The organism is Paracoccus alkanivorans (assembly GCF_003697785.1).
In the GTDB taxonomy this organism is placed as follows: domain Bacteria; phylum Pseudomonadota; class Alphaproteobacteria; order Rhodobacterales; family Rhodobacteraceae; genus Paracoccus; species Paracoccus alkanivorans.
This window is the reverse complement of record NZ_QOKZ01000010.1, coordinates 69056-95151: the sequence shown is the minus strand read 5'-3', so window position 1 is coordinate 95151 and position 26096 is coordinate 69056. Positions and strand designations below refer to the sequence as shown.

Below are 26096 nucleotides of genomic sequence, written 5' to 3'. Positions count from 1 at the left end.
CATGAAACCGCTGGAACGTATCTTCGAGGCCGCCCGCACCACGCCGCGCCATATCATCCTGCCTGAAGGCGGCGATCCGCGCGTGGCCGAGGCCGCAGCCCGGCTGACCGGCGAAGGGCTGGCGCGGATCACGCTGATGGATGGCCCCGAACTGCCCGGTGTCACCGGCATGACTGCGGCGGATGCGCCCGACCTTGGGGAACTCGCCGATCACTGGCACCAGATGCGTGCGCAGCGGGGCATGACCGCCGAACGTGCGCTTGAGGAAATGCGCGACCCGATCCGGCAGGCGGCCATGCGGGTGCGTCTCGGGCAGGCCGACGGGACGGTTGGCGGTGCCGTCGCCACGACCGCCGATACGGTGCGTGCGGCGCTGCAAATCATCGGGCGCGCGCCCGGTGCGGGCCTGGTATCCAGCTTTTTCCTGATGCTGTCCTGCAATCCCGGCGCCGCCGTGAAGGGCGGCATGATCTTCGCGGATTGCGGCCTTGTCATCGAACCCGACGCCGAGGAACTTGCCGCAATAGCCCGCGCCGCCGCCATCTCTTGCCGCCGACTGCTGGCCGAGCCCCCGCGCGTGGCGCTGCTAAGCTTTTCGACTGCCGGTTCGGCGGACCATCCCAAGCTGTCGCGCATTCGCGAGGCGCTAGCCTTGATCCGCGCCGCCGAACCCGATCTGGAGGTCGATGGCGAGTTGCAGTTCGATGCCGCGCTGGACGATGCGATCCGGGCAAGGAAAGCGCCCGGCAGCAGCCTGTCCGGCAGGCCGAACATCTTCATCTTTCCCGATCTCGCCTCGGGCAATATCGGCTACAAGATCGCGCAGCGGCTTGGCGGGTTGACGGCTATCGGACCAATCCTGCAAGGCCTTGCGAAACCGGCAAACGATCTGTCGCGCGGATGCACCGTCGATGACATCATCGCCGCAACCGCCGTCACCGCCGTCATGGCCGACAAAGAGCGCCAATCGGTGCAATAACAGCTGATCGGTTTCAGATGACCGGATACGCGCTTGGCAAGGTAAGGCGGCGTCTGTTTGCACAATTCCGTTCAGTAACGGATGGTCGCCAATCGGCGCAACTCCTCTGCCGTCGTGGTCGGATAGCCGAAGAATTCCAGATATGCGGGGATCTGCTCGAACAACATGTCGGTCCCGATCTGGACCCGGCAGCCCCTGGCCCTCGCGGCGGTCAGAAAGGCGGTTTCCTCGCGTTTCATGACCACCTCGCCAACGAAACTCCCGGGATCGAGGCGCGTCACGTCCAGGGGCATCGGATCACCTTCCTGCATCCCCATCGGGGTCGCGTTCACGACGATCTCCAGCCCCGCAGGGTCGTTGGAGCCGGTCGTGACCTCGAGTTCCGGATAGGCTTTGCGCAACCTTGAGGCCAGCCGCTCAGCAGAGGCGGTGTTGATATCGTATAAACTCAATCGCGCCGCCCCTGCCCCGGCCAGCGATGCCGCAATAGCCGAACCGACACCACCAGTGCCAACCACGAGCACCGACGCCCCAGCCACCTCGCACCCCTTGCGCATGGCACCGCGAACAAAGCCCTCACCATCGAACATGTCACCGGTCAACCGCCCGTCGGGATCACGGCGCACGGCATTACAGGCGCCGCATATGCGAACGGCGGTGCTGGCCTCGTCAAGCAGATCGACGGTCGCAACCTTGTGCGGCATGGTGACAAGCGCGCCCGCAAAGTTGCGCAGTCTCGCGACCAGGGGCAGGAAACCCGCGAAATCCGCCGTCTCGCACCCCATCGGCACAACCACCGCATCGATGCCCCGCGCCTCGAACCAAGGATTGTAGATCATCGGTGCCTTGAAGCTTTCGGTCGGCACGCCGATATGGGCGATCACCCGAGTATAACCGGAAATCATCGGTTCATCCTTGCATATCAGTTACGTGGCATATCCTTGCCGCGCATCAGGCGTTTCAGCGCAGCAATGCGAAACGGTGCGTTCAGCGCGCCATAACCGTCATATCCGCCACGGCGCTCCACGATTTCAAAGAACAGCCCGCCTTGCAGCGGCCTGCCGTAGAACTGGAAGAACTCGGCCCCATCCTCGACCTCGTAAAGGATGTTCCAGCGTCGCAGGCGGGCGATTTCATCATTGTTCAGCCTGTAACGGGCCTGCAGGTCGGCATAGTAGTTCTCGGGGATCGGCAACGGCTGGAACTCCGCCTGCGCCATGGCCTCGGCCGAAGCGAAGATGTCTTTTGATGCCAGCGCAATATGCTGAACCGCAGAGCCCATCGAATCAACCAGGAATCCTCCTGCCAGCGTCCTATGCGACTGCGCCCCGTTCAGGGTGATCCGGGTGCCGCCATCGGGCGAAGCAATAGCCTGCGATCGAACCAGCCCGTCGGGATCGGCGACATCCAGCATCGGGCGGCGTTCCATCTCGAAGATCGAGGTATAGAACAGGGTCCAGCTAAGCATCTCGTCATAATTCATCGTCTCGCCCAGATGGTCTACCCGCGTGAGTCCGAAATCCGGCGCCGGATCCCCGGTGGGCGTAAACTCCACCTGCCACACATCGTCGAGGCCGCTTTTCGCATCGATGAAATGCAGGATCGAGCCACCAACGCCGCGAATCGCCGGAATTTCCAATTCGTCCGGCCCCGGGGGCTGGCTGAACAACGTGGCATCCAATGCCTGCGCGCGTTTGACGGTTGCCCGCGCATCCGCGACCCGCAGCCCGATATCGCAAACCCCGGTGCCATGGGACAGGAAAAAGCTATGCGCGAAACCGGCCTCTTCGACATTCACCACGATGCGGATCCCGCCCTGCCGCCAGACCGTAACATTCTTGTTGCGGTGCCGGCCCTCACGGTGAAATCCCATCTGCATCAGTGCCGCCTCGAGATCGGGAGCCTCGGACGGGCTGGAGGCGAATTCGATGAACTCGACGCCATCAACCCGGATATTGGCAGGCAGATCCGGCAGATCGGCCTGCAATGCGGGCTCGGCCCGGCGGGTCTGGTCCATCAGCCAGATCAGTGAACGATGACCGTCGCGGGCAATGGAGGTGGGGCTGCCGCCCCGAAACTGATCGTTGAAAACCTCCAGCGACAGCGGCCCGTCATATCCGGTTGCCGCAACGGCTCGGGTAAATTCGACCACTGGCAGATCGCCCTCGCCCGGCATATTGCGGAAGTGACGCGACCAATACAACAGGTCCATGTCGATCTGTGGCGCATCGGCAAGCTGCACGAAGAATATCCGATCGCCGGGAATGCGCCGGATCGTATCGGGATCGATGCGGCGGCCAAGACTGTGGAAGCTGTCGAGAACCAGCCCGAGCGCCGGGTGATCGGCGCGGCGGACGATCTCCCATGCGTCGCGATGATCGCTGACATGTCGCCCCCATGCCAGTGCCTCGTAACCGATCCGCAGCCCCCTGTCGGCGGCAATCCCGGCCAGTTCCGCCAGATCATCGGCGGCACGGTCAATACCGCCCATGGCCTGGGGATGAACCGACGAACAAATCAGCATCAAGTCCGCCCCCAGTTCGGCCATCAGGTCGAACTTGTGCCGGGCGCGGTCGAAGGCACGGGCACGCAAGGGCCCGGGCAGGCCCTCGAAATCGCGAAATGGCTGATACAGCGTAATCTCCAGTCCGTGATCGCGGACCATCGCCCCGACTTCGCGCGGACTGGCGGCGTCCTGCAGGAAATCCTGCTCGAAGATCTCCAGCCCATCGAAACCGGCGGCAGCGATGGCCGCCAGTTTCTCGGTCAGGTTCCCCGCGATCGAAACCGTCGCGATCGAGGTTTTCATGGCCTGCTCTCCAGCCCCAGCTTCCCGCGAACGCACCGCCACAGAGGCGTCTGGCTGACAAAGATCAGCACCACCGTCGCCAAAAGCACCAACGACAGGGGACTGGTCAGCATGCCCTTGAACAACCCGGCGATACTGCCTTGCTCGGAGATGATCGCCCGGCGCCAGTTCTCGTCCAGAAGCCGCGACAGGATCACACCGAGGATCACGGGGCCTAGCTGATAACCGTAGGATTTCATGAAATAGCCCAGCACACCAAAGCCCAGCATCCAGTAGACATCGCTGATCGAATTGTTGACCGCATAGGCGCCGACGATGGACAGCAGCAGGATCAGGGGGATCAGCACCGTGCGGGGCATTTCGACGATCTTGGTAAAGATACGGATGCCGGTCAGGCCGAAGATCAGCATGAAGATATTGGCCAGCACCAGCGCTCCGGTGATGAACCAGAACATCTGCGGCTGCTCGATCATCAGCATCGGACCGGGATTCAGCCCGTGGATATAAAGCGCCCCGATCATGATCGCCGTGACCGCATCGCCCGGAATTCCTAGTGTCAGCATCGGGATGAAGGCACCGCCGACCGCGGCGTTATTCGCGGTTTCCGGCGCGACCAGCCCCTCTTTCGCACCCTGACCGAAGGGCACCTCGGGATTGCGGGTAACGCGCTTGGCGTGATCGTAGGCCATGAGTGCGGCAATGTCCCCGCCCGTGCCGGGCAGCGCCCCGATGAGGACACCGATGCTGGAGGTCTGCAGCGACAGCGGCAGATACCGGCGGATCGAGGCCCAGTTCGGAACGATACGGCTGATCTTCTGCTTAACGGCCGTCTTGTCGACGTGATGCAATTGCATCAGCGCCTCCGAGACGCCGAACATGCCTATCATCACGGCAATGAAGCTGATACCGCCCCACAAGCCCGTGAGCCCGAAGGTAAAGCGTTCCTCGGCCGTCAGCGGGTCCAGACCAACCGTACCGATCAGCAGGCCCATGGCGCCCGCGAAGATACCTTTGACAAGGCTTTCGCCCGACAGTGAGCCAACCAGAAGAATACCCAGAACCGCCAGCAGCATATAGTCACGCGGCTGGAACACCAGGGCAAATTCGCTGACGGTCGGGGCCGCGATGGCCAGCACGATGATGCCGATCAGCCCCCCGACAAAGGACATCACCGTGGCTATTCCGATAGCTTCTCCCGCCTGCCCCTTTTGCGCCAGCGGATATCCATCCATGGCCGTGGCGATAGCCGAGGGGGCGCCGGGGATATTCAGCAGGATTGCCGTGCGCGAACCGCCATAGACGCCGCCCATGAAGATGCCGACCATCAGGCAGAGTGCGGGATAGACGTCCCAGGTGAACGTAAAGCCGATCAGGATCGACACCGCCATGGTAACGGAAAGGCCGGGAATGGCGCCGACATAAACGCCCGCGAAAGTGCCTGCGGCGACCAGGAACAGCAGTTTCAGGTCCAGCCATGGGATCAGGAAATATTCGAGCGCCTGCATCACTTACCTCCTCCGAAGATTTGACCGATGGCAGCGAGCAACTCTGCCTCGGGCACGATCCCGGCTGGCATCAGCACGGTAAAGACGAGCCGGAAGACGATATAGACGAGGATCAGTGCCAGCAGTGACACGGAAACCGCAAAGACCAGCCCGCCGCGACGCAGATAGAGGATCGACAGCACCAGGAACATCAGTGAGACAGGCAGGAAGCCCAACGGCACCAGCAATAATGCGTAACCGGTGATGAACAGCATCATCACGATGACGGCGGGCGGCAGGATGTCACGCAAGAAACGGGTCCGGTCACGCTCGGCCTTGCGCCAGCAATCCAGCAGGATGAGGCCCGAGCTTACGGCCATGACAAAGGCTACGGCCATGGGCAAGGCTCCGGGTGAACTGAGCGATGCAAATCCCGAAATTCCGTATGACGACCACAGCAGCACGAGGCTGACGGCGAATAATGCAGCGTGGAAAACGAGTTCACCGGCGCTGCGGATACGGTTGCTATGCATGACCGATCCTCCCTTTTGATTGGAATGGGACCGCTCCGGCAGCAGGGCCGGAGCGATCGACCATCACGGTTTGGGGATGCCGAATTCCTCGGGCGATGCCTTGGTCTGGCCCGCATCATGCAGCAGCCAGGTCGTGAGCGATTGCCATTTCGTCAGGAAATCCTGTGCCTCCTGTCCCGACAGGCTTTCGATGATGTAACCGCGATCCGCCATCAGCTTGACGAAATCTTCGCTTTTCGCACCCTCGGCATAGGCCTCGGTCAGCTTGGCCACGACATCTTCGGGCGTGCCGTTCTTGACGAATACGCCGAAGAACGGGCCCCAGGGGAAGTAATCGGCATATTCCGGATGTGTCTCGCCCAGGGCGGGCAAATCGGGCAGAACCTCGGTCGGCTTGTTGTCGATCAGCGTGATCGCCTTGATCCTGCCGCCCCGGATTGCCTCGATCGATGCGCCCAGCACCGCAGGCATTACATCGACCGCACCGCCCTGCAGCGCCGTCAGCGCCGGGCCGTCGCCGTCATAGGGCACCTGAGTGACCGGCAATTCGATCTTCGAGGCAATCATCGAGGTCACCACAGAGGGCAACCCCCCCGGTCCGGTCGAGCCGAACTTCACCTCGTTCGGATGGGCCTGAATATACTCGACCATTTCGTCGAACGTATCGAAAGGCGCATCGTTATTGGCGACAAGGATCGGAACGCCCCGCGCCAGAATATTGATCGGGGTGAATTCCGAGTAATCAATGTCGCCCAACCCCATCACCTTGTAAAGCAACGGATTCTCGGCTCCCATCAGCAAGGCGTAGCCATCGGGATTCTGCGCATAGACGAATTTCGTGGCAATTGCGCCGACACCGCCGGTCATGTTCTTCATGACGACCTTGCCGCCCAGAACCTTTTCGGCATGCGGCGTGACGGTCCGCATCACCGTATCGGTCGAGCCGCCCGCGCCCCATTGGATGATGCCCTGTATCTCCTTGGCAGGATAGTCCTGCGCGAATGCCGCAGTGCCCATGACCGCGCCCAGTGCCGCCATGGCAGCGAATTTGACAAGAGTTTTCTTCATGATGCTCCTCCCTTGCTCCGGGCGAATCCCGGAACTCCTGAACCGCATCATCCGGCCATATCACCTTTACGGCAAATACAAATCCGTTGCCTTCATTAACATGATGTTAACATGTGTGCCTCACCTTGCCTTGCGCTGCTCCCACGGGCGCGACTCCGTGGCGCGAGCCAGTTCCCGCCGCAATTGCTGAATCGCATATTCGGCAAAGCCCGAAAGGACGCGCCCGGACTTGGTCACCACGTAAATGGTAATCGGCGCATTCTCTATCAGCGGCAACCTTACGACGCCGGGCATATATAGTTCCGCCACGGAGAATTCGTCGATCACTGCCACTCCGAGCCCGTGGCGTACGAGGCTGACGACGGTTTGCGCAAAACGGCCCCGCATCGAATAGCGCACCGGCAACCCGGCCTCGCGCAGCGGAGCGGCGCAAACGGCGCCGTAGGGATCATCCGGATCCACGCCTATCATGGGGTATTTTATCAGGTCATGGATCGATACCCGCCCGTAACCTGCCAGTGGGTGATCTTCGGGGACAATGGCCGCCAGCCGACCCTCGGCCGCGATCTCATTGCTGACCCCGGCATTCTCTATCGAGGTGCTCATCATCACGAACTCGCCGCGTTCCAGCATCAGGTAGTCTATGGTCTCCTCGATCTTGAGGATGTTCAGGTCAATGAACAAATCCGGATAGCGCTGCCGGACCGTCCGCACTGCACGCGCGGCAATGAACTGTGCAACAGACGGTGCCGAGGCGAAAGACAAATCCACCGCTTCACCTCGCTGCATGGAAGCGACGGCCCGGTTCAGGTTCTCGACATTGCCGAATACCCTGCCGATCTGATCGAAGATCGCACTTGCTTCGACCGCCGGCAGGTAAACACCGCCGCGTCGCTCGAAAAGCCGCAGGCCCAAGGCTTCCTCGGTGTGCTTGACCAGCCGGCTGATCCCGGGCGCGGATACGTTCAACATCCGCGCGGCCCCGCTGATCGTTCCGGTCAGCATCACGGCGCGGACGACTTCGATCTGGCGCAGGGTCAGTTGATGCATGGGGTAAGCGGGCTTGCCTGGAACGGAACGGGTGGAGCGTAGCATGGCCGCCCGACCCGTCACAGGCATTTTACCCCGGAAGCTCGATATCCCCTATATCAGCACATGCGAAGTCGCCCCCACATCAGATGCAATTGTCGTCGAGCAGGATGATGCTGACGGCATCCCTGCTCGAAATTTTTCCACAACCTGTCGGAAACTCCGCTGTAACTTCGTCCTTGTCGAATGGAGAACCTGAAAAATGCTTTATACCCTGCTGTGCTATAATGACGAAGCCATCACCTCGGCATGGACGGATGAGGAGGATGCCGCGGTAATGGCGCGGCTGGACGTGGTGCACCGCAAATGGGCCGACAAGTTCCAGCCCATGGCGCGACTGATGCCGACAAGCGCGGCGACCACCCTCCGCAAGCGCGACGGAGAGATCCTCGACGGCCCCTATGCCGAAACCAAGGAACAGCTTCTGGGCTTCTATGTCGTGGATGTGGAGGATCTCGAGATGGCGCTCCATATCGCGCGCGATCTGACAGAGGCCAATCCAGGCGGCGCTTATGAATTGAGACCTATCATGATCTATTACCCGAACGGGAAGGCTGTCGAGAATGACCCGGGCACCTGATCCAAGCTGGATCGAGGCGCGGCTGGTCGGCGCGCGTCCGCAGGCGGTCGCCGCCCTGCTGCGTTACTTCCGCGATCTCGACCTTGCCGAGGAAGCCTTCCAGGAAGCATGTCTCAGGGCATTGAGGTCATGGCCGCAGAACGGCCCGCCACGGGATTGCGCAGGCTGGCTGATCATGGTGGGGCGCAACGCCGCGCTGGATCACATCCGCAGGCGGGCAAAGCTGACCGACCTGCCACCCGAGGATGCGCTTTCCGATCACGGAGAACCCGAGCCGGACATGGCGGAACGGCTCGACGCGGCAGATTATCGCGACGATATCCTGCGGCTGCTATTCATCTGCTGTCATCCCGACCTCCCGGCAACACAGCAGATCGCGCTGGCCCTGCGTGTCGTCTCGGGCCTGCCCGTCGCCCGGATCGCGGCGGCATTCGTGGTCGGCGAGCGGGCAATGGAACAGCGGATAACGCGCGCAAAACGCCGGATCGCGCAAGCCGATGTGCCATTCGAAACCCCGGGCCCGTTGGAACGTGCCGAACGCTTCGCTTCGGTGGCGGCCATGATCTACCTTGTCTTCAACGAGGGTTATACCGACGCCAATCCCGCCAGCGAGCGGGCCGCCCTTTGCGGCGAGGCGATCCGCCTTGCGCGATTGATGCTGCGGATGTTTCCCTCCGAGCCCGAGATGATGGGCCTTCTGGCGTTGATGCTGCTGCAGCACTCCCGGCAAAAGGCGCGTTTCGACGGGGCCGGTTTACCCATTCTGCTGGAGGATCAGGATCGCAAGCTATGGAACCGCCACATGATCGCAGAGTCTTTGGCGATGATCGACAAGGCCATGCTTCATCATCGACCGGGGCCCTACCAGATACAGGCGGCCATCGCCGCGTTGCATGCGCGGGCCCAAACCCCCGAGGAGACGGACTGGGCAGGCATAGACCAGCTTTACGAGGCTCTGGAACAGCGGGCGCCGTCACCCGTGGTATCGCTCAACCGGGCGGTTGCGGTATCGAAGCTGCATGGACCGCAGGCGGCACTGGATATGATCGAGCCACTGTCGGAACGGCTGGACGGCTATTTCTATTTCCACGGTATGCGCGGCGCGCTGCTTGAAAAGCTGGGCCGCAATGCCGAGGCGCGAGATGCTTTTGGCCATGCCATCGCGCTTGCCAACACTCCCGCCGAGGCGGCTCATATCCGCCAGCATCTCGACCGGATGTAATGCCGGGCTATACGGCCCGGCCATAAGAGCTTTTGCTGCTTGTTGCCCGAATGACCCGAGCAGGATCCCGGTGCTCATGATTTTTTTTCTCGGCGAATGTCGGATGATCCCGGGGGCGTTCGTCCTTGAAGCGGGAACAGACAGATCCCCGACCCCGATTTTCAGGAGAACCACAATGCCCAGAATGATTTTCGTAAACCTGCCGGTGAAAGACCTTGCCGCCGCGATCCGTTTCTACGAGGCGATCGGATGCGAGAAGAACGATCAGTTCAGCGATGACAACTCGGCTTCGATGGTCTGGTCGGACAGCATCACCTTTCAGCTGCTGACACATGATTATTTCGCGACATTCACACCAAAGCCGATCGCCGATGCGCAGACGACGACCGAAGTGCTTGTCGCCCTGTCATGCGACAGCCGCGAAGAGGTCGATACCATGACCGAAGCCGCGGCCTCCGCCGGGGGCAAGGCTGATATCCGCGAATGCCAGGACCTGGGCTTCATGTATGGCCGCGCATTTGCCGATCCCGACGGCCATGTTTTCGAACCCATCTGGATGGATCCCGAGGCCGTAGCCACCGCACCGGGCGAATAGCCCGGCAGTCATATCGGAGGAAATACAGACATGTTCCGCACCATTCTCGTCACCGCCGCCCTGCTTGCCACGAGCACGGCCCTTGCCCATTCCGAACCCTCGGGCGAACGCGTCGAAGTCAACGGGATGCAGATGTATTACGAGATATCCGGAGAGGGCGAGCCACTGGTCGTGCTGCACGGCGCGCATATGAACATCATGACCATGGGCAAGATCATCCCCAGACTCGCCGAAACCCACAAGGTCTACGCGCTCGAATTCCAGGGTCACGGGCGCACTGACGATATCGACCGGCCGATCACCTATCAGAACCTTGCCGATGATGTGGCGGCTTTCATGGATGCGGTCGAACTCGAACAGGCCGATGTGTTCGGTTATTCCATGGGTGCGGTGGCCGGATTGCAACTTGCCATCCGGCACCCGGAAAAGGTGGACCAACTGATCGCTGCCTCGGCATCCTATGACGAAGAGGGCTGGCATCCGACCTTCAAGGCGTTCATCCCGCAGATGTCGGAGGAAACATTTGCTCCGTTCGAGGAAGAGTGGCGCAAGCTCAGCCCCAATCCTGACGGCTATTCCGCTTTCATCGACAAGATGATCGCGCTCGAACATGAGCCAATGCATTGGGAGGAGGATGTGAAGGCGCTTGATGTGCCCGTGCTGATCATCACCGGCGATACCGATGTCACCACGCTGGAGCACAGCGTGGCGATGTTCCGGCTGCTCGGTGGTGGCGTGATGGGTGACATGGGACAGCCCCTGCCCGAATCCCGGCTCGCAATCCTGCCTGCCACCTCGCACACGGCCATCATCGGCCAGGTAGAACTGCTGCACGCCTTTATCGAACCATTCCTGAAAGGCGAAACACCCAAGGGAATGTTCGAATAGCTTTCCAGCGAGCCGGCGCCGATACGCTTGGGTTTGGCGTGTATCGCTGGAAAAATTCCGTCAGCAGGCCTACGCTTTCAGGGTGTCTTGCCGCACGAGACTGACGGTCATCCGCAACCACATGTCAGGCGGCCGGAGGAAACCGGCCGCAAAGGCGAAGGGAGAAAGAAATGAGTATTCCCAAGAACACGATATGCATCTGGTATGACAAGGACGCCGAAGCCGCGGCGCATTTCTATGCGGCAACCTTTCCCGACAGCTCGGTCGGGGCGATCCATCGGGCCCCCAGCGATTTCCCCTCCGGCAAGGCAGGGGATGTGCTGACGGTCAATTTCACGGTGGTTGGAATCCCCTGTCTCGGCCTTAATGGCGGACCGGCCTTCACGCATAGCGAAGCCTTTTCGTTCCAGATCGCGACAGACGACCAGGAGGAAACCGACCGCTACTGGAACGCCATTGTCGGTAACGGCGGCCAGGAAAGCGCCTGCGGCTGGTGCAAGGACAAATGGGGTATCAACTGGCAGATCACGCCACGGGTGCTGACCGAGGCGATGGCCGCGGGCGGCGACGAAGCGAAACGTGCCTTCGAGGCGATGATGGAGATGCGAAAGATCGACGTCGCCGCGATCGAGGCCGCCCGCAGAGGCTGACAGCCGCAGGCAGCTCCCGCCATCCGGGAACGAACGGCGAATAGGCAAGGGCGGTCGAAGCCGGGGAAACGGCGCGACCGCCCTTGGTTGTCTTGCGGTATTTTGATGCCTGGGACAATTGGGGCTACAAGGGAACCTTATTGCGAAGCCGAGGCGATTTGATGATCACGGATATCGAGGAATATTTCACGAAAGGATGCGGGCGCTGCGCCCGCTTCGCAACGCCGGATTGCTCGACGCGGCAATGGGCGGAGGGCCTGAACACCCTGCGCCGGATCTGCCTGGACGCCGGTCTTGCCGAAGCCGTGAAATGGGGGCATCCATGCTACATGCATGCAGGCCGCAATATCGCGATCATCGGTGCATTCCGCGGCGACTTCCGGATCAGCTTTTTCAATGCGGCACTTATGAGGGATCCGGATGGCATTCTTGAAAAGCAGGGCCCGAATGCCCGCCACCGGGATATGATACGCTTCACAACTAACGCGCAGGTTCCAGAGATGGAACAGGTCATCCTGTCCTATCTGAAGGAAGCGATGGGCTATGCGGATGCGGGCATCAAACCGCCAAAGGAAGAAGGTGACATGGAGTTGCCGGATGAGTTGGTAGAGGCGCTGGACGCCGATCCCGAACTTGCCGAAGCGTTCCATGGCCTGACACCGGGGCGGCAAAAGAGCTATGTGATCAATATCGGCTCGGCCAAGGCGGCCGCAACGCGCAGGGCGCGCATCGTCAAGTTTCGTGAGAAAATTCTGGCGGGAAAGGGTGCGATGGAACGATGAACAGCGGCCCCCGTGATCCTGACTGGGCCACCAGCCGGCTCCATGTCGACTACAGGTGAACGGGAACGTTTGTGATCCCGCCATGTTGCTGAACGGCTCCGGAAAAGCTACATGAATGGTAGCATCAGGAGGCGCCATGCTGACGATCGGAACACTGGCGAAACGCACCGGCACCAAGGTGCAGACCATCCGCTATTACGAGCAGATTGGTCTGATGCCGGAACCGGGCCGCACGGCAGGAGGGCAGCGCCGCTATGGTGATGTGGAACTCGACCGGCTATCTTTCATCCGCCATTCGCGGGAACTGGGGTTCTCGCTTGATGCCATCCGGGAACTGCTTGATCTGTCCGATACGCCGGACCATTCCTGTGGCCATATCGATGCCATTGCCCAGAAGCAGTTGAAGGCCGTCGAAGCCCGCATCGTGCGGCTGGAAGCATTGCGCGCCGAGTTGAAGCGCATGATCGGTGAATGCTCAGGCGGTGCCGTAGCCGACTGCCGGGTGCTCGAAGTTCTGCGCGACCATAGCGAATGCCTGTCGGACCATGGGCAGGCAGGAGCCGGACAAGACCGCTAAACGGAGATTTCCGGATGCTGCCCCATGAGTTGACCGGAGTACAAAAACGCGGCGATCATCCGCCTTGCGGTTCCCGGGCAAATGTGATCCGTCTGTTGCCGGTATCGACCAAGCAAGAGGCAGTTCCGGAAGCAGGCATCGAGCTGTTGTCCGAGGCGAACATTGCCGCAACGGCACGATGCCCAGGATCACCTGAACGAAATGATCAGGCGGCAACGGCTTCCTGCCTCCCGACCCGAAAGGATATTACATGACCTACCCCGACACCCAGCTATTCATCGGAGGCGTATGGCGCGCGGCGCAGGACGGCCGGACCATTCCGGTCATCAACCCCGCCACGGAAGAAGAGATCGGCCGCGTCGCCCATGCCGGCATTCCCGACCTCGATGCCGCCCTTGATGCGGCCGCGCAGGCTTTTCCGGGCTGGGCAGCCACCGGCGCTTTCAATCGCTACAAGCTGATGCGCCGTGCCGCGGAACTGCTGCGCGAGCGCAGCGACGCAATCGCCGCGATGATGACAGCCGAGCAGGGCAAGCCGCTTGGGCAATCGAAACTCGAGGTTCTTGGCGGTGCGGATACCATCGACTGGTTCGCGGAAGAGGCGCGCCGCACCTATGGGCAGGTGATCCCTGCCCGTCAGAACCGCGTCACCCAGATCACCATCAAGCAGCCGGTCGGCCCGGTCGCCGCCTTCACCCCCTGGAATTTCCCGATCAACCAGGTCGTGCGCAAGCTGTCCGCCGCGCTGGCTGCCGGCTGCTCGATCATCGTCAAGGCGCCCGAGGAAACCCCTGCGTCTCCGGCGGAACTCATCCGCTGTTTCGCCGATGCGGGGGTTCCGGATGGCGTGGTGAACCTCGTCTATGGCGATCCCGCCGAGATCTCGGGCTATCTCATTCCGCATCCGGTGATCCGCAAGATCTCGTTCACCGGATCGACTCCGGTGGGCAAACAGCTCGCGTCGCTGGCCGGCGCTCACATGAAGAAGTCGACGATGGAGCTGGGCGGCCACGCCCCAGTGCTGATCTTCGAAGATGCCGATATCGACAAGGCGATCTCGACCATGGCCGCAACCAAGTTCCGCAATGCGGGTCAGGTCTGCGTCTCACCCACCCGCTTCCTTGTTCAGGAGAGCGTCGCCGACCGTTTCGTCGACGGCTTCACCGAAGCCGCGAAGGCTATCAAGGTCGGTCCCGGCTCGGATCCCGAAACGGAGATGGGGCCGCTGGCCAACGAGCGCCGCATCCCTGCGCTGCAACGGATGATCGAGGATGCGATATCCAAGGGCGCCCGCATGACCACCGGCGGCAAGCGCATCGGCAACCAGGGCTGGTTCTTCGAGCCGACGGTTCTGGCCGATGTGCCGACAAGTGCCGAGATCATGAACGAGGAACCGTTCGGTCCGGTCGCCGTCATCAACCGCTTCGACACGACCGACGCGGCGCTGGCCGAAGCGAACCGCCTGCCCTACGGCCTTGCCTCCTATGCCTTCACCTCTTCTGCCGCGACGGCGCACCGTCTGGAACAGGAGATCCGGGCGGGCATGCTGACCATGAACCATGTCGGCCTTGCCCTGCCGGAAACGCCTTTCGGCGGGATCGGTGACTCGGGGATCGGGACCGAAGGCGGCTCGGACGCAATCGAGGCCTATCTGGATACGCGTTTCGTCACCCGGCTGGATTGAAGCCGGGTTTTCCGGAGGGGCGCGGAACTGCCGCGCCCTTTTCTACCACGGAAACCTCTACGGTTTGCGATGCCGGTTCATGGATCGGCGCAAGCCGTGGACATGTCAGCGGACCTCGAACAAAAGCGATGCAATAACTGGCATCCAGCATATCGATGGGTCATCGCCACCCGCAGGCACCAAATCCTTTGACGAAGCGCTGCGAGGCATTTAGAACGATTTAATAACATGCCGGTGAGAGCATACGCTAACCGCAATGAAGAAAAGCAGGGTGACATTGGGAGAGGTCGCGCGTGTCGCGGGAGTATCGCGGGCCACCGTTTCACTGGTGGTGCGCAAGTCGCCGCTGGTTGCCGACCATACGCGTGAAAAGGTCCAGCAGGTGATGGCGGATCTGGACTATGTCCGCGATATCGGCGCGGCACGGCTGCGCAATAACAGCAGCCGCACGATAGGAGTGATCGTGCCCAATCTCGTCAATTCCTTCTTCACCGAGTTCCTGTCGGGAATAGAACGGGTAATGGGCGAGGACGATCGCGTTGTCCTGTTGGCCAACAGTCATGACGATCCTGCCCGCCAGACCCTGATACTCCAGCGATTCCGTGGCCACGGTGTCGACGGCGTGATTCTCTGCCCCGCAGAGGGTACCGATCCGGAACTCCCCTTGCGGATGCGGCAATGGGGTTTACCGCTGGTGCAATCCCTGCGCGAGGTCGGCGGCAATGTGACGGACTACGCGGGTGCCGATTATATCGGGGGCGTTCGGCTTGCCATGCGTCACCTGGTGGAACGCGGACATCGGCGGATCGCCTTTCTATCGGTATCCGCCAGAACCTCCGCCCGTGCGGAGCGGCTGGAAGGCTTCAGCCGTGCCATTGCCGAAACCGGGGCAGAAGATGCCGGCATCGTCGAGGCTGAATTGAGCTGGGAAGGGGCGGCCCGATCGGCGCGCCAATTGCTGGAACTGGACAGTTCGCCTTCGGCGGTGCTTTGCTTCAACGATGTTCTGGCCGCAGGGCTGATGCTGGGCCTGCGCCGCGCGGGGCATGAACCCGGGCGCGATATCGCGGTCGTCGGCCTTGATGACCTGCCATTGGCCGAACTCACCTATCCCCCCCTTACCAGTATCGCGATGATCCCCGAAAATATCGGTGCCGCCGCCGCCCGGCTGCTGGCTCGCCGCCTCCTCCAGCCTGATGTGGAGATCGAACGCTCCATTATCGCGCCCAGCCTGATGATCCGCGACAGCAGCGGGTATCACGCAGGTTGACTTTTCATTTTGCGCAATTTAGATCGTTCTAAATTAATGGAATCGCGACATCCGCAGGGGAGGGCAGATGTATCAATTCAACTTCCAGCCCGTATTAGACAATCTTGACCTGCTGCTTTACGGCGCATGGCTGACGGTGCGCCTGTCACTGATGGCAATGGTTCTGGGGCTGGTCGTATCGGTGCTGGGGGCGGTGGCCAAGACATCGGGCATCCGACCTCTCCGCTGGCTGATCGATATCTATGTCGAGGTAATCCGCAACACGCCATTTCTCGTGCAGATCTTCTTCATCTTCTTTGGCCTTCCGGCGGCGGGAATCAGCATGTCCCCGAATGTCGCCGCGCTGGTAGCATTGGTGATCAATGTCGGCGCCTACGGCACCGAGATCATCCGCGCAGGCATCGAATCCATTCCGCAGGGGCAGATCGAGGCCGGCCGGGCGCTTGGCCTGAGCCCGGCGCAAATCTTCCGTTACGTGATTCTAAAACCCGCGCTGCGCAACATCTATCCGTCCCTGACCAGCCAGTTCATCTACCTGATGCTGACCTCCAGCGTAGTCTCGGTCATATCGGCCAATGACCTTGCCTCGGCCGGGGCCGATCTGAACGCGCAGACCTTTGCCAGTTTCGAGATCTACCTAGTGCTGACAATCCTGTATTTCCTGCTGGCATTCGGCTTTTCGACACTGTTCTCGGCCATCCGGCGGGCCTTCTTCACCTATCCGGCGGGGCGCTGATATGATCCGCGAGTTTTCCTCTGCCGATATTCTGTTCATCGTCTCCGCAGTTCGCTGGACGCTGATCCTGTCTGCCATCGCGTTCCTGGGCGGCGCCATGGGAGGGTTGCTGATCGCGCTGTCGCGAACCTCGCACAGCAAGGCGCTGCGCCGCATGGCGGCAGGGTTCATCCAGATCTTCCAGGGAACGCCGTTACTGATGCAGCTTTTCCTGGTCTATTTCGGCCTTGCGGTCGTCGGCCTGCCGATCAATCCGCTGCTCGCCGCCGCGGTCGCGTTGACCCTGCATGCCAGCGCCTATCTGGGAGAGATCTGGCGCGGCGCCATCGAGGCCGTGCCCTCGGGCCAGACCGAGGCCGCCACCGCCCTGTCACTGTCCTATCCGGACCGGATGCGCCACGTGATCCTGCCGCAGGCGATGCGCGTCGCCACCGCGCCGACCGTCGGCTTTCTGGTGCAGCTGATCAAGGGCACTTCGCTTGCCTCGATCATCGGCTTTACCGAGCTGACCCGCGCGGGCCAGATCATCAACAATGCGACCTTCAAACCGTTCCTGGTCTTTGGCACGGTCGCAATACTCTATTTCATCCTGTGCTGGCCGTTATCCCTGCTGGCCCGGCATATGGAAGCGCGCATGCGTCGCGCAATCACCCGTTAGAACCCCAAGGAGGAGAGAAACATGAAACTGAACCGCCGCATCTTCACAGCCATTACGGCCAGCGCTCTGGCCGCAGGCTTCGCCGGAGCCTCGCTGGCTGCCGAGTTGGAGGCCATCGAGTCCGCCGGCACCGTCAAGATCGGAATGCTGGTGGATTTCCCGCCATTCGGCATTCTTGACACTGCCGGCAAGCCGGACGGATATGACGCCGATGTCGGCAAGGCGTTGGCCGAATATCTGGGCGTAACCCCCGAGATCGTGCCGGTGACCGGACCGAACCGGATTCCCTACCTGTTGTCGGGACAGGTCGATGTGCTGGTCGCCTCACTCGGTATCACCGAGGAGCGGGCGCAGAAAGTCGACTTCTCGACTCCCTATGCAGGCATCAGCATCGCGGTCTATGGCGACTCGTCACTGGAGGTGACGGAGGCAGGTGGCCTTGATGGCCAGTCGATCGCAGTCGCGCGCGCCTCGACACAGGACACGGGCGTCACCGAAGTTGCCCCGGAAGGCGCCGATATCCGCCGTTTCGACGACGATGCGAGCGCCGTGCAGGCATTGATGTCGGGACAGGTCAAGCTCATCGGCGCCTCGAACGTGGTCATGTCGCAGATCGCCAGCGCGACGGGCGATCGCTTCGACAAGAAATTCGATCTGTCCAGCCAGGTGCAGGGCATCGCGGTTGCTCCGGGTTCGGATGCGCTGCTCGAAAAGATCAACGGCTTCGTCGGTGAAGCCCGCACCGACGGCACGCTCGACGAAATCCACGAGAAATGGCTGGGCGAACCCCTGCCCGATTTCGTGAAGAATGCCGAGTGATCAAATGCACCCGGCCCATTGCAGCCGGGTGCCCTTTCAGGGAAACGGATCATGACCGAACACGCCATCATCATGCGCGCCGTGAACAAGTTCTACGGCGATTTTCACGCGCTGGTCGATATCGATCTGACAGTCGAACGGGGCGAGCGTATTGTCATCTGCGGCCCCTCCGGCTCGGGAAAATCGACGCTGATCCGCACCATCAACCAGCTTGAACCGATCCAATCCGGCACCATCACCGTGGACGGCGTCGAACTGACTGCCGGAGGTGACAATGTCGCCAAGGTGCGGCAGGACGTTGGCATGGTCTTTCAGAGTTTCAACCTGTTCCCGCATATGACCGTGTTGGAAAACTGCATGCTTGCCCCGATGAAGACCCGCAAGACCCCGCGCGCCGAGGCGGAGGAAACCGCGCGGCGCTATCTGGAGCGGGTGAAGATCCCCGAACAGGCCGGCAAATACCCCGCCCAACTGTCCGGCGGACAGCAGCAACGCGTGGCCATTGCCCGCGCGCTGTGCATGAAGCCCCGTATCATGCTGTTCGACGAGCCGACCTCGGCGCTCGATCCCGAGATGGTCAAGGAAGTGCTGGACACGATGATCGATCTTGCCCGCGAGGGGATGACCATGCTCTGCGTCACGCATGAGATGGAATTCGCCCGCGCCGTGGCCGATCGGGTGATCTTCATGGACAAGGGCCTGATCGTCGAGGAAAACGCACCGGAAGCGTTCTTTGGTTCCCCGAAAAACGAACGCCTGCAGAATTTTCTCGGGCAGATCGCGTAACCCGCCCACGTATCCCGGGCCTTGTCGCCCGTCGTCTATCGACTGCCCCGGCAGGATCCTGCCTCATGCGGTCATGTCCGGGATGCCGGTTCCCGGTTATCACCCTCCCCTTACCTGAACATCAGGGAGGCTGAGATCGCGGAAAACGACATCGAAGGCGAGAACCACCGAACCGGAAGGCCGGCAATCACCTCGCCCATACCCCCCCTTCCCCGCAAGCTCCGCTTTCATACGGCGCATTCGGAGCGTTCCATCGCTGGAAGTTCAAAGCCTCAGCCGCGCAGAGCCTTTGCCTCCTTGCGCCGGGCATGAAGCGCCGGTTCGGTATATCCCGAGGGCTGACGCCCCCCGTCAAAGATCAGGTCGCGGGCTGCCGCGAATGCCAGGCCATCGAATGACGGAGCCATCGGGATATAAGTAGGATCGCCCGCATTCTGTCCATCGACCTTGGCGGCCATGCGGCGCAGCGCGTCCTCGACCTGATCGTGGCTGACCAGCCCCTGCTCCAGCCAGTTCGCCATGTATTGCGCACTGATCCGGCAGGTGGCGCGGTCCTCCATCAAGGCCACGTCATCGATATCCGGCACTTTGGAGCAGCCGATCCCCTGATCGACCCACCGCACGACATAGCCCAGGATACCCTGACAGCTGTTATCGACCTCGCGCAAGATCTCGTCGCGCGACACTGGCTTGTCGCCGATCAGCGCGGGGGTCAGCAGCAGATCGGGATCGGGCATCGTTTCACCCGCCAGTTCCTCCTGCCGCGCGGCCACATCGACCTTGTGGTAATGCAGCGCATGCAGGGTCGCGGCGGTCGGACTGGGGACCCAGGCAGTATTCGCCCCCGCCATCGGATGGTTGATCTTGGCCGCCAGCATTTCGGCCATGGCGTCGGGCTTGGCCCACATGCCCTTACCGATCTGCCCCTTGCCACGCATCCCGCAGGCCAGCCCGATCAGCACATTGCCATCCTCATAGGCTTTCAGCCAGCCGGAATTCCGCATTCCCTCGCGTCCGACGAAGGCGCCTGCCTGCATCGAGGTGTGAATCTCGTCCCCGGTGCGGTCAAGAAAGCCCGTATTGATGAAAACCACCCGGTTACGGATCGCATGGATGCAGGCGGCCAGATTGGCCGAGGTCCGCCGCTCTTCATCCATCAGGCCCAGCTTGACGGTATTGGCGGGCAGACCCATGACCTTCTCGACATGGGCAAAGACCCGGTCGGTGAACGCCGCCTCATCCGGGCCATGCATCTTCGGCTTGACGACATAGATCGAGCCCGCACGGCTGTTGCGCGGGCCTTCCCCTCGCTTCAGGTCATGCAGGGCACAGGCGACGGTCACCATCGCATCCAACAGTCCCTCGGGTGTGTCCTCGCCATTCCGTCGCACCACATCCGTGCTCATCAGCAGGCCGACATTGCGCACCAGCAGCAAGGCGCGTCCCGGCAGGATGATCCTGCCGCCATCCGGCCGCATCACTTCGCGGTCACCGGCCAGACGGCGGGTCATGCTCTTGCCGCCCTTCTCGAATGTCTCGGCCAGATCGCCCTTCATCAGCCCCAGCCAGTTACCGTAAACCCCGATCTTGTCCTCGGCATCGACGGCGGCAACGCTGTCCTCGCAATCCTGGATCGCGGTCAGCGCAGCCTCGATCACGACATCGCGCAGGCCCGAAGCCGAGGCCGCCCCGATCGGATGATCGGGATTGATAACCAGTTCGACATGCAGCCCGTGATGCCGCAGCACATATGCGGTATCCCCGCCCTCCTGCCGCGTACCGATGAATGCCGACGGATCGGCCAGTCTGACCTCTGCCCCGCCCATAATCGCAACCAGCCCATCCGCATCGGCGCGATACTCCGAAACCCCGGAATGGCTGCCCGATGCCAGCGGGAATATCTCGCCCAGAAATTGCGCCGCCCGCGCCACGACGGCGTCGCGGCGAGCCGGGTCGATCCCGCCGCCTGCCAGGGGCGGCCCCATCACATCGGTCCCGTAAAGCGCATCGTAAAGCGAGCCCCAACGCGCATTGGCTGCGTTCAGGGCAAAGCGGGCATTACTGACCGGCACGACCAGTTGCGGCCCGGCAACACTGGCGATCTCCGGGTCGACAGCACCGTTCTCGACGCTGAATGGTGCGGGCTGGGGCACCAGATAGCCTATCTCGGTCAGAAAGGCCCGATAGGCTGCCGCATCCCAAGGCTGGTTACCACGAGCCTTGTGCCATTCGTCGATGGCCGTCTGCAATTCGTCACGCCGGGCAAGCAGGGTCCGGTTTTCCGCGGCAAAGCCATCCAGCAGTTCGGCGTAACCCGACCAGAAGCGATCCGCAGCGATATCCGTTCCCGGCAGGACCTGTTCGTCGATGAAACGGGCGAAACCCCGGTCGATTTCCAAACCGTGGCGCTGGATATATGTGGCTTCCATCTTCTCGGACCTTTTGTCTGGTTACCGGCACGGCCCCAAAGGTCATGCCGATGCGGCGCTTCCGCATTTTCTCGGATGTCCCGGTATACCGTTGCAGACCGAAACTCAAACCCGAGCTAAGCCAAGCCGCGATCACTTCCAAGAGATTCGAGAAAAATTTTCCGGGGCATCGAAAAAAGGAGCGCGGAATACACCGCCTTCGCCTCCCCGTCACGATATCCTCAGTTCCGAATTGCGCAGCCCCGACGGGTTCCGCTATGTCTCGGGCGTCCCCTCAGGAGATCACATCATGAACGATACGCAATATCAGCCCCCCAGAGTCTGGACCTGGGATGCGGAAAATGGCGGCGAATGGGCGGGGATCAACCGGCCCACCTCTGGCGCGCAATTCGACCGGGACCTGCCGGTAGGCAAGCATCCGTTCCAGCTGTATTCGCTGGCCACGCCCAATGGGCAGAAGGTCACGATCATGCTGGAAGAACTTCTTGCCGCCGGAGAGAGCGGCGCGGAATATGACGCCTGGCTGATCAGCATCGGCGACAGCGATCAGTTCTCTTCGGGTTTCGTCGCCGTCAATCCGAACTCCAAGATCCCTGCAATGGTGGACCGTTCCGGAGATCAACCGGTCCGCGTTTTCGAATCCGGCCATATCCTGCTGTATCTGGCCGAGAAATTCGGGCGCTTCCTGCCACGCGAGCATGCCGCCCGGACCGAAGCGATGAACTGGCTGTTCTGGCTGCAGGGGGCCGCCCCCTATCTGGGCGGTGGCTTCGGGCATTTCTACGCCTATGCGCCCTATCCGATGCAATATCCCATCGACCGTTTCACCATGGAGACCAAGCGGCAGATGCATCTTCTGGACAGCGCCTTGTCCGAGCGCCGCTTCATCGGTGGCGAAGAATACACTATCGCCGACATGGCGATCTGGCCGTGGTATGGAAATCTCGTCTTCGGCAATCAGTATGATGCGGGAGAGTTTCTGAACGTCTCGGAATACAAGCATTTGCGGCGTTGGGCAGATGAGATCGCCGAAAGGCCCGCCGTGCAGCGCGGCCGGATTGTCAACCGCAGGAACGGTGAACCGTGGGAGCAGATGGACGAGCGCCACGATGCCTCGGATTTCGACAAGCTGCCAAAGAAGAGCTGACGGGTGTTACGTTGGCCGGGGGCGCTGCCCCGTCGCGCGTGCCGCGCGACTCCCCGAGGTATTTGGACAAAGAAGAAGAACGAGCGATCTTCTTCTTTGCATAAATGCCTGGAATACAACGGCATGATCCTACAAAGCGTTACAGGTGATGTGCAGGATGTCCAATAGCACGGCACCCCCAGGCCTGCTCATCTCCGCCCCTTCCTCCGGGACCGGCAAGACGGTGCTTATGCTGGGGTTGCTGACGGCGTTACGCGCGCGCGGCCTGTCAGTCCAGCCTTTCAAAAGCGGCCCCGATTATATCGATCCCGCCTTTCATCTCGCTGCTTCGAACAGGGCGTCGTTCAACCTGGACACATGGGCCATGAGTCCGGGCCAGCTTGCCGCTCATGCCGCCGCCGGACGGGACGCAGACCTGATACTGGCCGAGGGCTCGATGGGCCTGTTCGACGGGGTGGCGAAACCCGGCGAAACCGGTATCGGCTCCAGCGCCGAGATCGCTGCGCTGATGGGCTGGCCTGTTCTGTTGATCCTCGATGTCTCGGGGCAGGCGCAATCGGCGGCGGCCATGGCCAAGGGTTTCGCCACGCTCCGTCCGGATATGCCTTTCGCCGGGGTGGTGCTGAACCGCGTCGCCTCTCCCCGTCACGAAGCGCTGATCCGGAAGGGAATGGCCGAGGCCGGAATCGCGGTTCTGGGCGCCCTGCCCCGGCAAGGGAATATCGAACTGCCAGAGCGGCACCTTGGGCTGGTGCAGGCCGAGGAAACCGCCGGGCTGGACAGCATCCTGCACAATGCGGGCGCCTTCATCGTTGCCCATTGCGACCTGGACGCCATCATTGCCGCAGCCGCCTCGCACAGCCAGTCCGAAACCATGCCGCACCGTCCAGCGCCACCCCCGGGCGGGCGGATCGCGCTGGCCCGCGATGCGGGTTTTTCTTTCATTTATCCACATCTGCTCGCGGAATGGCGGAGGCAGGGGGCAACGATCCTACCTTTCTCGCCCCTGGCCGACGAGGCCCCGGATGAAAGCGCCGATGCGTGCTGGCTGCCTGGGGGATATCCGGAACTTCATGCAGGCCGCCTCGCCGCGGCAGGGTTCTTTCGCGAAAAACTGACCCGTTTTGCCCGGACGCGCCCCGTGCATGGCGAATGCGGCGGTTACATGGCCCTGGGTGCCGGGCTGGTAGACGTGCAAGGACAGCGCCACCGGATGGCCGGCCTTCTGGGGCTGGAGACCAGCTTTCATAAACGGCGCATGCATCTGGGTTATCGGCTCGCGCGGCTGATCGCCCCGCTGGCCGGCCTCGCTCCGGGCGAAGCGATGCGTGGGCACGAATTCCACTATGCCACCATCCTGTCACAGCCCGATGCGCCGCTGGCCCGCGTCAGCGATGCGAATGGAGACACGATTCCCGAAACCGGGTCCTTCCGGGCCATGGAAAGCGGTGGACAGGTCAGTGGAAGCTTTTTCCACCTTATCGCACGGGCACAGAATGCTTGACCCGGCTGCCACGATCATCTTTAGCTGAACCCCTGATCGGTGCCCGCAAAGACGCAATGATGCGTCGGGCTTCATCGGGAATGGGGAAGGGCAAGGCATCCCGCCGCGCCCCAAGCCTCAGCCGCCCCCGCGACTGTATGCGGAGAGCGCGCTTCATCCGTGCCACTGGCCCCCAAACGCGGGCTGGGAAGGCCGAAGCCGCGCGACGATCCGCGAGCCAGGAGACCGGCCATCAGGCATAACGCCAACGCCGTCGGGTGTGACGGCACAAGGAGACTGACATGCATATCGAACCCGGAATCGTCACCGGCGCGAAAATCGCGCTGAGCTATGCCACTGCCGCCGCCGCGGGCGGCTATACGCTGAAGCTGGTTTGGGAAGCGCTACGCGAACGCGGCCTGCCCTCGCTGGCCGGGCGCGCCGCGCTGACGACCGCCGCTGTATTTACCTTCTTCGAGATCCTGCCGCATTTCCCCGTCGGAGTCTCTGAAGTGCATTTCATCCTCGGCTCGACATTGTTCCTGCTGTTCGGGGCGGCCCCCGCCGCGATCGGGCTGGCCTTGGGGCTGCTGCTGCAGGGAATGTTCTTCGCGCCCTTCGACCTGCCGCAATACGGGATGAATATCACCACCCTGCTGGTGCCGCTTTTCGCGCTGCAGGCGCTGGCGACGCGGATCGTCGCGCCGGGAACGGGTTATGTCGATCTGCGCTACGGACAGGCCCTGGCGCTCTCCATGGCGTATCAGGGTGGAATCGTGGCATGGGTCGCGTTCTGGGCGATCTACGGCCAGGGTCTTGCGGGCGGCATCCGTGGCATCGCCACATTCGGCGCGGCCTATATGCTGGTCGTGCTGATAGAGCCGCTGGTCGACCTGGCGGTGCTGGCAGGTGCGAAATCGCTGCGGGGCCTGCGCGGCTCCGCCCTTGTGACGCCCCGGCTGTTTGCCTGACTTATCAGGTGCGGGCGGCTGACCGCCCGCATCTGCTCAGGGAGCCCTGATGATCGAATTGACCCTGATCGGGATCGGAACCGGCAATCCCGACCACCTGACATTGCAGGCCATCGCCGCAATACAAGAGGCCGATCTGGTCCTGATTCCGCTGAAAGGTGCAGAAAAGGACGATCTGGCCGGGCTGCGTCGTGCGATTTGCGGCCGGTATCTGGGGCCATCGGCCCGGATCGCCGAGTTCGCCCTGCCCCGCCGGAACAGTGCCGATCCCGACTATCTCGATAGTGTCGAGCACTGGCATGACGCCATCGCCCATGCCTGGCAGACCGAGATCCGCTGCCATCTGCCCGCCCTCTCCGGCAAGGTCGCATTGCTGGTCTGGGGGGATCCTTCGCTTTACGACAGCACCTTGCGCATCGCCGACCGGCTGGCCCGGGAACTGCCGGTCAGTCGCCATGTCATCCCCGGCATCACCGCGATCCAGGCTCTTTGTGCTGCCCACACCATCCCCCTGAACCGGATCGGTGCACCGGTACAGATCACCACCGGGCGGCGCCTGCGCGATCATGGCTGGCCGGAGGGGGTCGATACGGTGACAGTAATGCTGGACGGAGAATGCTCGTTTCAGGCGCTGCCGCCCGAAGGGCTGAGCATCTGGTGGGGTGCCTATATCGGCATGGCCGAGCAGATTCTCGACCATGGCCCGCTGACCGAGGCCGGCCCTCGCATCATCGCAGCCCGCGCCAAGGCACGCGCAGCTCATGGATGGATCATGGATATCTACCTGCTGCGCCGCGATCCTGCCTGAACCGGCCTGTTCGTCCCCAAAACCCGCGGGTTTCAAGGCGCAAGGCGAG

The 26096-nt window shown here is 61.9% G+C and carries 25 protein-coding genes and 1 riboswitch; of the genes, 18 read left to right on the top strand and 7 right to left on the bottom strand.

Annotation, left to right across the window (positions count from 1 at the left end):
• The first annotated feature begins 1 nt into the window (after window position 1).
• Window positions 2–979, top strand: coding sequence for a phosphate acetyltransferase (gene pta, locus C9E81_RS19515; protein WP_122114038.1), 978 nt, complete (start codon window positions 2–4; stop codon window positions 977–979).
• 71 nt (window positions 980–1050) lie between these two features.
• On the opposite strand, the gene C9E81_RS19510 is transcribed toward pta, so the two are convergent.
• From C9E81_RS19510 to C9E81_RS19485, 6 genes are all read right to left on the bottom strand, one after another.
• Window positions 1051–1884 carry a shikimate dehydrogenase family protein gene (locus C9E81_RS19510; RefSeq protein WP_122114037.1) on the bottom strand — a complete coding sequence of 278 codons (834 nt, stop codon included), beginning with the start codon at window positions 1882–1884 and terminating at the stop codon, window positions 1051–1053.
• A 17-nt stretch (window positions 1885–1901) separates the two neighbouring features.
• Complete coding sequence (locus tag C9E81_RS19505) at window positions 1902–3788, bottom strand: bifunctional sugar phosphate isomerase/epimerase/4-hydroxyphenylpyruvate dioxygenase family protein (protein ID WP_122114036.1); 1887 nt, start codon at window positions 3786–3788, stop codon at window positions 1902–1904.
• On the bottom strand, window positions 3785–5293 hold the full coding sequence (locus C9E81_RS19500; RefSeq protein ID WP_122114035.1) for a tripartite tricarboxylate transporter permease: 1509 nt from the start codon (window positions 5291–5293) through the stop codon (window positions 3785–3787). The genes C9E81_RS19505 and C9E81_RS19500 overlap by 4 nt, the downstream gene beginning before the upstream one ends.
• The gene (locus C9E81_RS19495) at window positions 5293–5805 is read right to left on the bottom strand and encodes a tripartite tricarboxylate transporter TctB family protein (protein WP_122114034.1); all 513 of its coding nucleotides are present in this window, start codon (window positions 5803–5805) and stop codon (window positions 5293–5295) included. The genes C9E81_RS19500 and C9E81_RS19495 overlap by 1 nt, the downstream gene beginning before the upstream one ends.
• A gap of 63 nt (window positions 5806–5868) precedes the next feature.
• On the bottom strand, window positions 5869–6873 hold the full coding sequence (locus tag C9E81_RS19490; RefSeq protein WP_122114033.1) for a Bug family tripartite tricarboxylate transporter substrate binding protein: 1005 nt from the start codon (window positions 6871–6873) through the stop codon (window positions 5869–5871).
• A 120-nt stretch (window positions 6874–6993) separates the two neighbouring features.
• A complete protein-coding gene (locus C9E81_RS19485) occupies window positions 6994–7923 on the bottom strand; it encodes a LysR family transcriptional regulator (RefSeq protein WP_122114032.1) in 930 nt (309 codons plus the stop codon).
• A gap of 241 nt (window positions 7924–8164) precedes the next feature.
• Here C9E81_RS19485 and C9E81_RS19480 point away from each other — a divergent pair, with 241 nt between their 5' ends.
• From C9E81_RS19480 to C9E81_RS19420, 13 genes are all read left to right on the top strand, one after another.
• Complete coding sequence (locus tag C9E81_RS19480) at window positions 8165–8542, top strand: YciI family protein (protein WP_122114031.1); 378 nt, start codon at window positions 8165–8167, stop codon at window positions 8540–8542.
• A complete protein-coding gene (locus C9E81_RS19475; RefSeq protein ID WP_122114030.1) occupies window positions 8526–9764 on the top strand; it encodes an RNA polymerase sigma factor in 1239 nt (412 codons plus the stop codon). Before C9E81_RS19480 ends, C9E81_RS19475 begins: the two co-directional genes overlap by 17 nt.
• A gap of 175 nt (window positions 9765–9939) precedes the next feature.
• Complete coding sequence (locus tag C9E81_RS19470; RefSeq protein ID WP_122114029.1) at window positions 9940–10359, top strand: VOC family protein; 420 nt, start codon at window positions 9940–9942, stop codon at window positions 10357–10359.
• A gap of 30 nt (window positions 10360–10389) precedes the next feature.
• A complete protein-coding gene (locus tag C9E81_RS19465) occupies window positions 10390–11247 on the top strand; it encodes an alpha/beta fold hydrolase (RefSeq protein ID WP_122114028.1) in 858 nt (285 codons plus the stop codon).
• Between the two features lie 170 nt (window positions 11248–11417).
• Window positions 11418–11897, top strand: a complete 480-nt coding sequence (locus C9E81_RS19460; RefSeq protein ID WP_122114027.1) for a VOC family protein — start codon at window positions 11418–11420, stop codon at window positions 11895–11897.
• A gap of 161 nt (window positions 11898–12058) precedes the next feature.
• On the top strand, window positions 12059–12679 hold the full coding sequence (locus tag C9E81_RS19455) for a YdeI/OmpD-associated family protein (RefSeq protein WP_122114026.1): 621 nt from the start codon (window positions 12059–12061) through the stop codon (window positions 12677–12679).
• Between the two features lie 136 nt (window positions 12680–12815).
• Window positions 12816–13256: a MerR family transcriptional regulator gene (locus C9E81_RS19450; RefSeq protein WP_122114025.1), complete on the top strand. Its 441-nt coding sequence runs from the start codon at window positions 12816–12818 to the stop codon at window positions 13254–13256.
• Between the two features lie 250 nt (window positions 13257–13506).
• On the top strand, window positions 13507–14940 hold the full coding sequence (locus C9E81_RS19445) for an NAD-dependent succinate-semialdehyde dehydrogenase (protein WP_122114024.1): 1434 nt from the start codon (window positions 13507–13509) through the stop codon (window positions 14938–14940).
• Between the two features lie 256 nt (window positions 14941–15196).
• On the top strand, window positions 15197–16210 hold the full coding sequence (locus C9E81_RS19440) for a LacI family DNA-binding transcriptional regulator (RefSeq protein ID WP_122114023.1): 1014 nt from the start codon (window positions 15197–15199) through the stop codon (window positions 16208–16210).
• 67 nt (window positions 16211–16277) lie between these two features.
• Window positions 16278–16946, top strand: coding sequence for an amino acid ABC transporter permease (locus tag C9E81_RS19435; protein ID WP_122114022.1), 669 nt, complete (start codon window positions 16278–16280; stop codon window positions 16944–16946).
• Between the two features lies 1 nt (window position 16947).
• The gene (locus C9E81_RS19430) at window positions 16948–17604 is read left to right on the top strand and encodes an amino acid ABC transporter permease (RefSeq protein WP_122114021.1); all 657 of its coding nucleotides are present in this window, start codon (window positions 16948–16950) and stop codon (window positions 17602–17604) included.
• A gap of 21 nt (window positions 17605–17625) precedes the next feature.
• Window positions 17626–18423 carry a transporter substrate-binding domain-containing protein gene (locus C9E81_RS19425; protein ID WP_122114020.1) on the top strand — a complete coding sequence of 266 codons (798 nt, stop codon included), beginning with the start codon at window positions 17626–17628 and terminating at the stop codon, window positions 18421–18423.
• Window positions 18424–18474: 51 nt separating this feature from the next.
• Entirely contained in the window at window positions 18475–19209 is a 735-nt protein-coding gene (locus C9E81_RS19420; protein ID WP_122114019.1) for an amino acid ABC transporter ATP-binding protein, read from the top strand.
• Between the two features lie 272 nt (window positions 19210–19481).
• Here C9E81_RS19420 and C9E81_RS19415 read toward each other — a convergent pair whose 3' ends face one another.
• Window positions 19482–21638, bottom strand: a complete 2157-nt coding sequence (locus tag C9E81_RS19415) for a malate synthase G (protein WP_122114018.1) — start codon at window positions 21636–21638, stop codon at window positions 19482–19484.
• 289 nt (window positions 21639–21927) lie between these two features.
• Between C9E81_RS19415 and yghU the strand changes: the two genes are divergently transcribed.
• The 4 genes from yghU (at window position 21928) to cobF (ending at window position 26047) form a co-directional block, all read left to right on the top strand.
• Window positions 21928–22785: a glutathione-dependent disulfide-bond oxidoreductase gene (gene yghU / locus C9E81_RS19410; protein WP_122114017.1), complete on the top strand. Its 858-nt coding sequence runs from the start codon at window positions 21928–21930 to the stop codon at window positions 22783–22785.
• 157 nt (window positions 22786–22942) lie between these two features.
• On the top strand, window positions 22943–24289 hold the full coding sequence (locus C9E81_RS19405) for a cobyrinic acid a,c-diamide synthase CobB (RefSeq protein ID WP_122114016.1): 1347 nt from the start codon (window positions 22943–22945) through the stop codon (window positions 24287–24289).
• Between the two features lie 19 nt (window positions 24290–24308).
• A riboswitch (cobalamin riboswitch) is annotated at window positions 24309–24537 on the top strand.
• 33 nt (window positions 24538–24570) lie between these two features.
• The gene (locus C9E81_RS19400; protein WP_122114015.1) at window positions 24571–25239 is read left to right on the top strand and encodes an energy-coupling factor ABC transporter permease; all 669 of its coding nucleotides are present in this window, start codon (window positions 24571–24573) and stop codon (window positions 25237–25239) included.
• Between the two features lie 49 nt (window positions 25240–25288).
• Window positions 25289–26047: a precorrin-6A synthase (deacetylating) gene (gene cobF, locus C9E81_RS19395; RefSeq protein WP_122114014.1), complete on the top strand. Its 759-nt coding sequence runs from the start codon at window positions 25289–25291 to the stop codon at window positions 26045–26047.
• The last annotated feature ends 49 nt before the right edge of the window (window positions 26048–26096 follow it).

What these genes read in the sequence shown, in the direction of transcription:
- C9E81_RS19415 (WP_122114018.1), bottom strand. Translation starts at nt 21,638, where the DNA reads ATGGAAGCCACATATATCCAGCGCCACGGTTTGGAAATCGACCGGGGT.
- cobF (WP_122114014.1), top strand. Translation starts at nt 25,289, where the DNA reads ATGATCGAATTGACCCTGATCGGGATCGGAACCGGCAATCCCGACCAC.
- C9E81_RS19405 (WP_122114016.1), top strand. Translation starts at nt 22,943, where the DNA reads ATGTCCAATAGCACGGCACCCCCAGGCCTGCTCATCTCCGCCCCTTCC.
- pta (WP_122114038.1), top strand. Translation starts at nt 2, where the DNA reads ATGAAACCGCTGGAACGTATCTTCGAGGCCGCCCGCACCACGCCGCGC.
- C9E81_RS19475 (WP_122114030.1), top strand. Translation starts at nt 8,526, where the DNA reads ATGACCCGGGCACCTGATCCAAGCTGGATCGAGGCGCGGCTGGTCGGC.
- C9E81_RS19495 (WP_122114034.1), bottom strand. Translation starts at nt 5,805, where the DNA reads ATGCATAGCAACCGTATCCGCAGCGCCGGTGAACTCGTTTTCCACGCT.
- C9E81_RS19420 (WP_122114019.1), top strand. Translation starts at nt 18,475, where the DNA reads ATGACCGAACACGCCATCATCATGCGCGCCGTGAACAAGTTCTACGGC.
- C9E81_RS19400 (WP_122114015.1), top strand. Translation starts at nt 24,571, where the DNA reads ATGCATATCGAACCCGGAATCGTCACCGGCGCGAAAATCGCGCTGAGC.
- C9E81_RS19505 (WP_122114036.1), bottom strand. Translation starts at nt 3,788, where the DNA reads ATGAAAACCTCGATCGCGACGGTTTCGATCGCGGGGAACCTGACCGAG.
- C9E81_RS19425 (WP_122114020.1), top strand. Translation starts at nt 17,626, where the DNA reads ATGAAACTGAACCGCCGCATCTTCACAGCCATTACGGCCAGCGCTCTG.
- C9E81_RS19485 (WP_122114032.1), bottom strand. Translation starts at nt 7,923, where the DNA reads ATGCATCAACTGACCCTGCGCCAGATCGAAGTCGTCCGCGCCGTGATG.
- C9E81_RS19490 (WP_122114033.1), bottom strand. Translation starts at nt 6,873, where the DNA reads ATGAAGAAAACTCTTGTCAAATTCGCTGCCATGGCGGCACTGGGCGCG.
- C9E81_RS19435 (WP_122114022.1), top strand. Translation starts at nt 16,278, where the DNA reads ATGTATCAATTCAACTTCCAGCCCGTATTAGACAATCTTGACCTGCTG.
- C9E81_RS19465 (WP_122114028.1), top strand. Translation starts at nt 10,390, where the DNA reads ATGTTCCGCACCATTCTCGTCACCGCCGCCCTGCTTGCCACGAGCACG.
- C9E81_RS19500 (WP_122114035.1), bottom strand. Translation starts at nt 5,293, where the DNA reads ATGCAGGCGCTCGAATATTTCCTGATCCCATGGCTGGACCTGAAACTG.
- C9E81_RS19430 (WP_122114021.1), top strand. Translation starts at nt 16,948, where the DNA reads ATGATCCGCGAGTTTTCCTCTGCCGATATTCTGTTCATCGTCTCCGCA.
- C9E81_RS19460 (WP_122114027.1), top strand. Translation starts at nt 11,418, where the DNA reads ATGAGTATTCCCAAGAACACGATATGCATCTGGTATGACAAGGACGCC.
- yghU (WP_122114017.1), top strand. Translation starts at nt 21,928, where the DNA reads ATGAACGATACGCAATATCAGCCCCCCAGAGTCTGGACCTGGGATGCG.
- C9E81_RS19455 (WP_122114026.1), top strand. Translation starts at nt 12,059, where the DNA reads ATGATCACGGATATCGAGGAATATTTCACGAAAGGATGCGGGCGCTGC.
- C9E81_RS19470 (WP_122114029.1), top strand. Translation starts at nt 9,940, where the DNA reads ATGCCCAGAATGATTTTCGTAAACCTGCCGGTGAAAGACCTTGCCGCC.
- C9E81_RS19445 (WP_122114024.1), top strand. Translation starts at nt 13,507, where the DNA reads ATGACCTACCCCGACACCCAGCTATTCATCGGAGGCGTATGGCGCGCG.
- C9E81_RS19450 (WP_122114025.1), top strand. Translation starts at nt 12,816, where the DNA reads ATGCTGACGATCGGAACACTGGCGAAACGCACCGGCACCAAGGTGCAG.
- C9E81_RS19440 (WP_122114023.1), top strand. Translation starts at nt 15,197, where the DNA reads ATGAAGAAAAGCAGGGTGACATTGGGAGAGGTCGCGCGTGTCGCGGGA.
- C9E81_RS19510 (WP_122114037.1), bottom strand. Translation starts at nt 1,884, where the DNA reads ATGATTTCCGGTTATACTCGGGTGATCGCCCATATCGGCGTGCCGACC.
- C9E81_RS19480 (WP_122114031.1), top strand. Translation starts at nt 8,165, where the DNA reads ATGCTTTATACCCTGCTGTGCTATAATGACGAAGCCATCACCTCGGCA.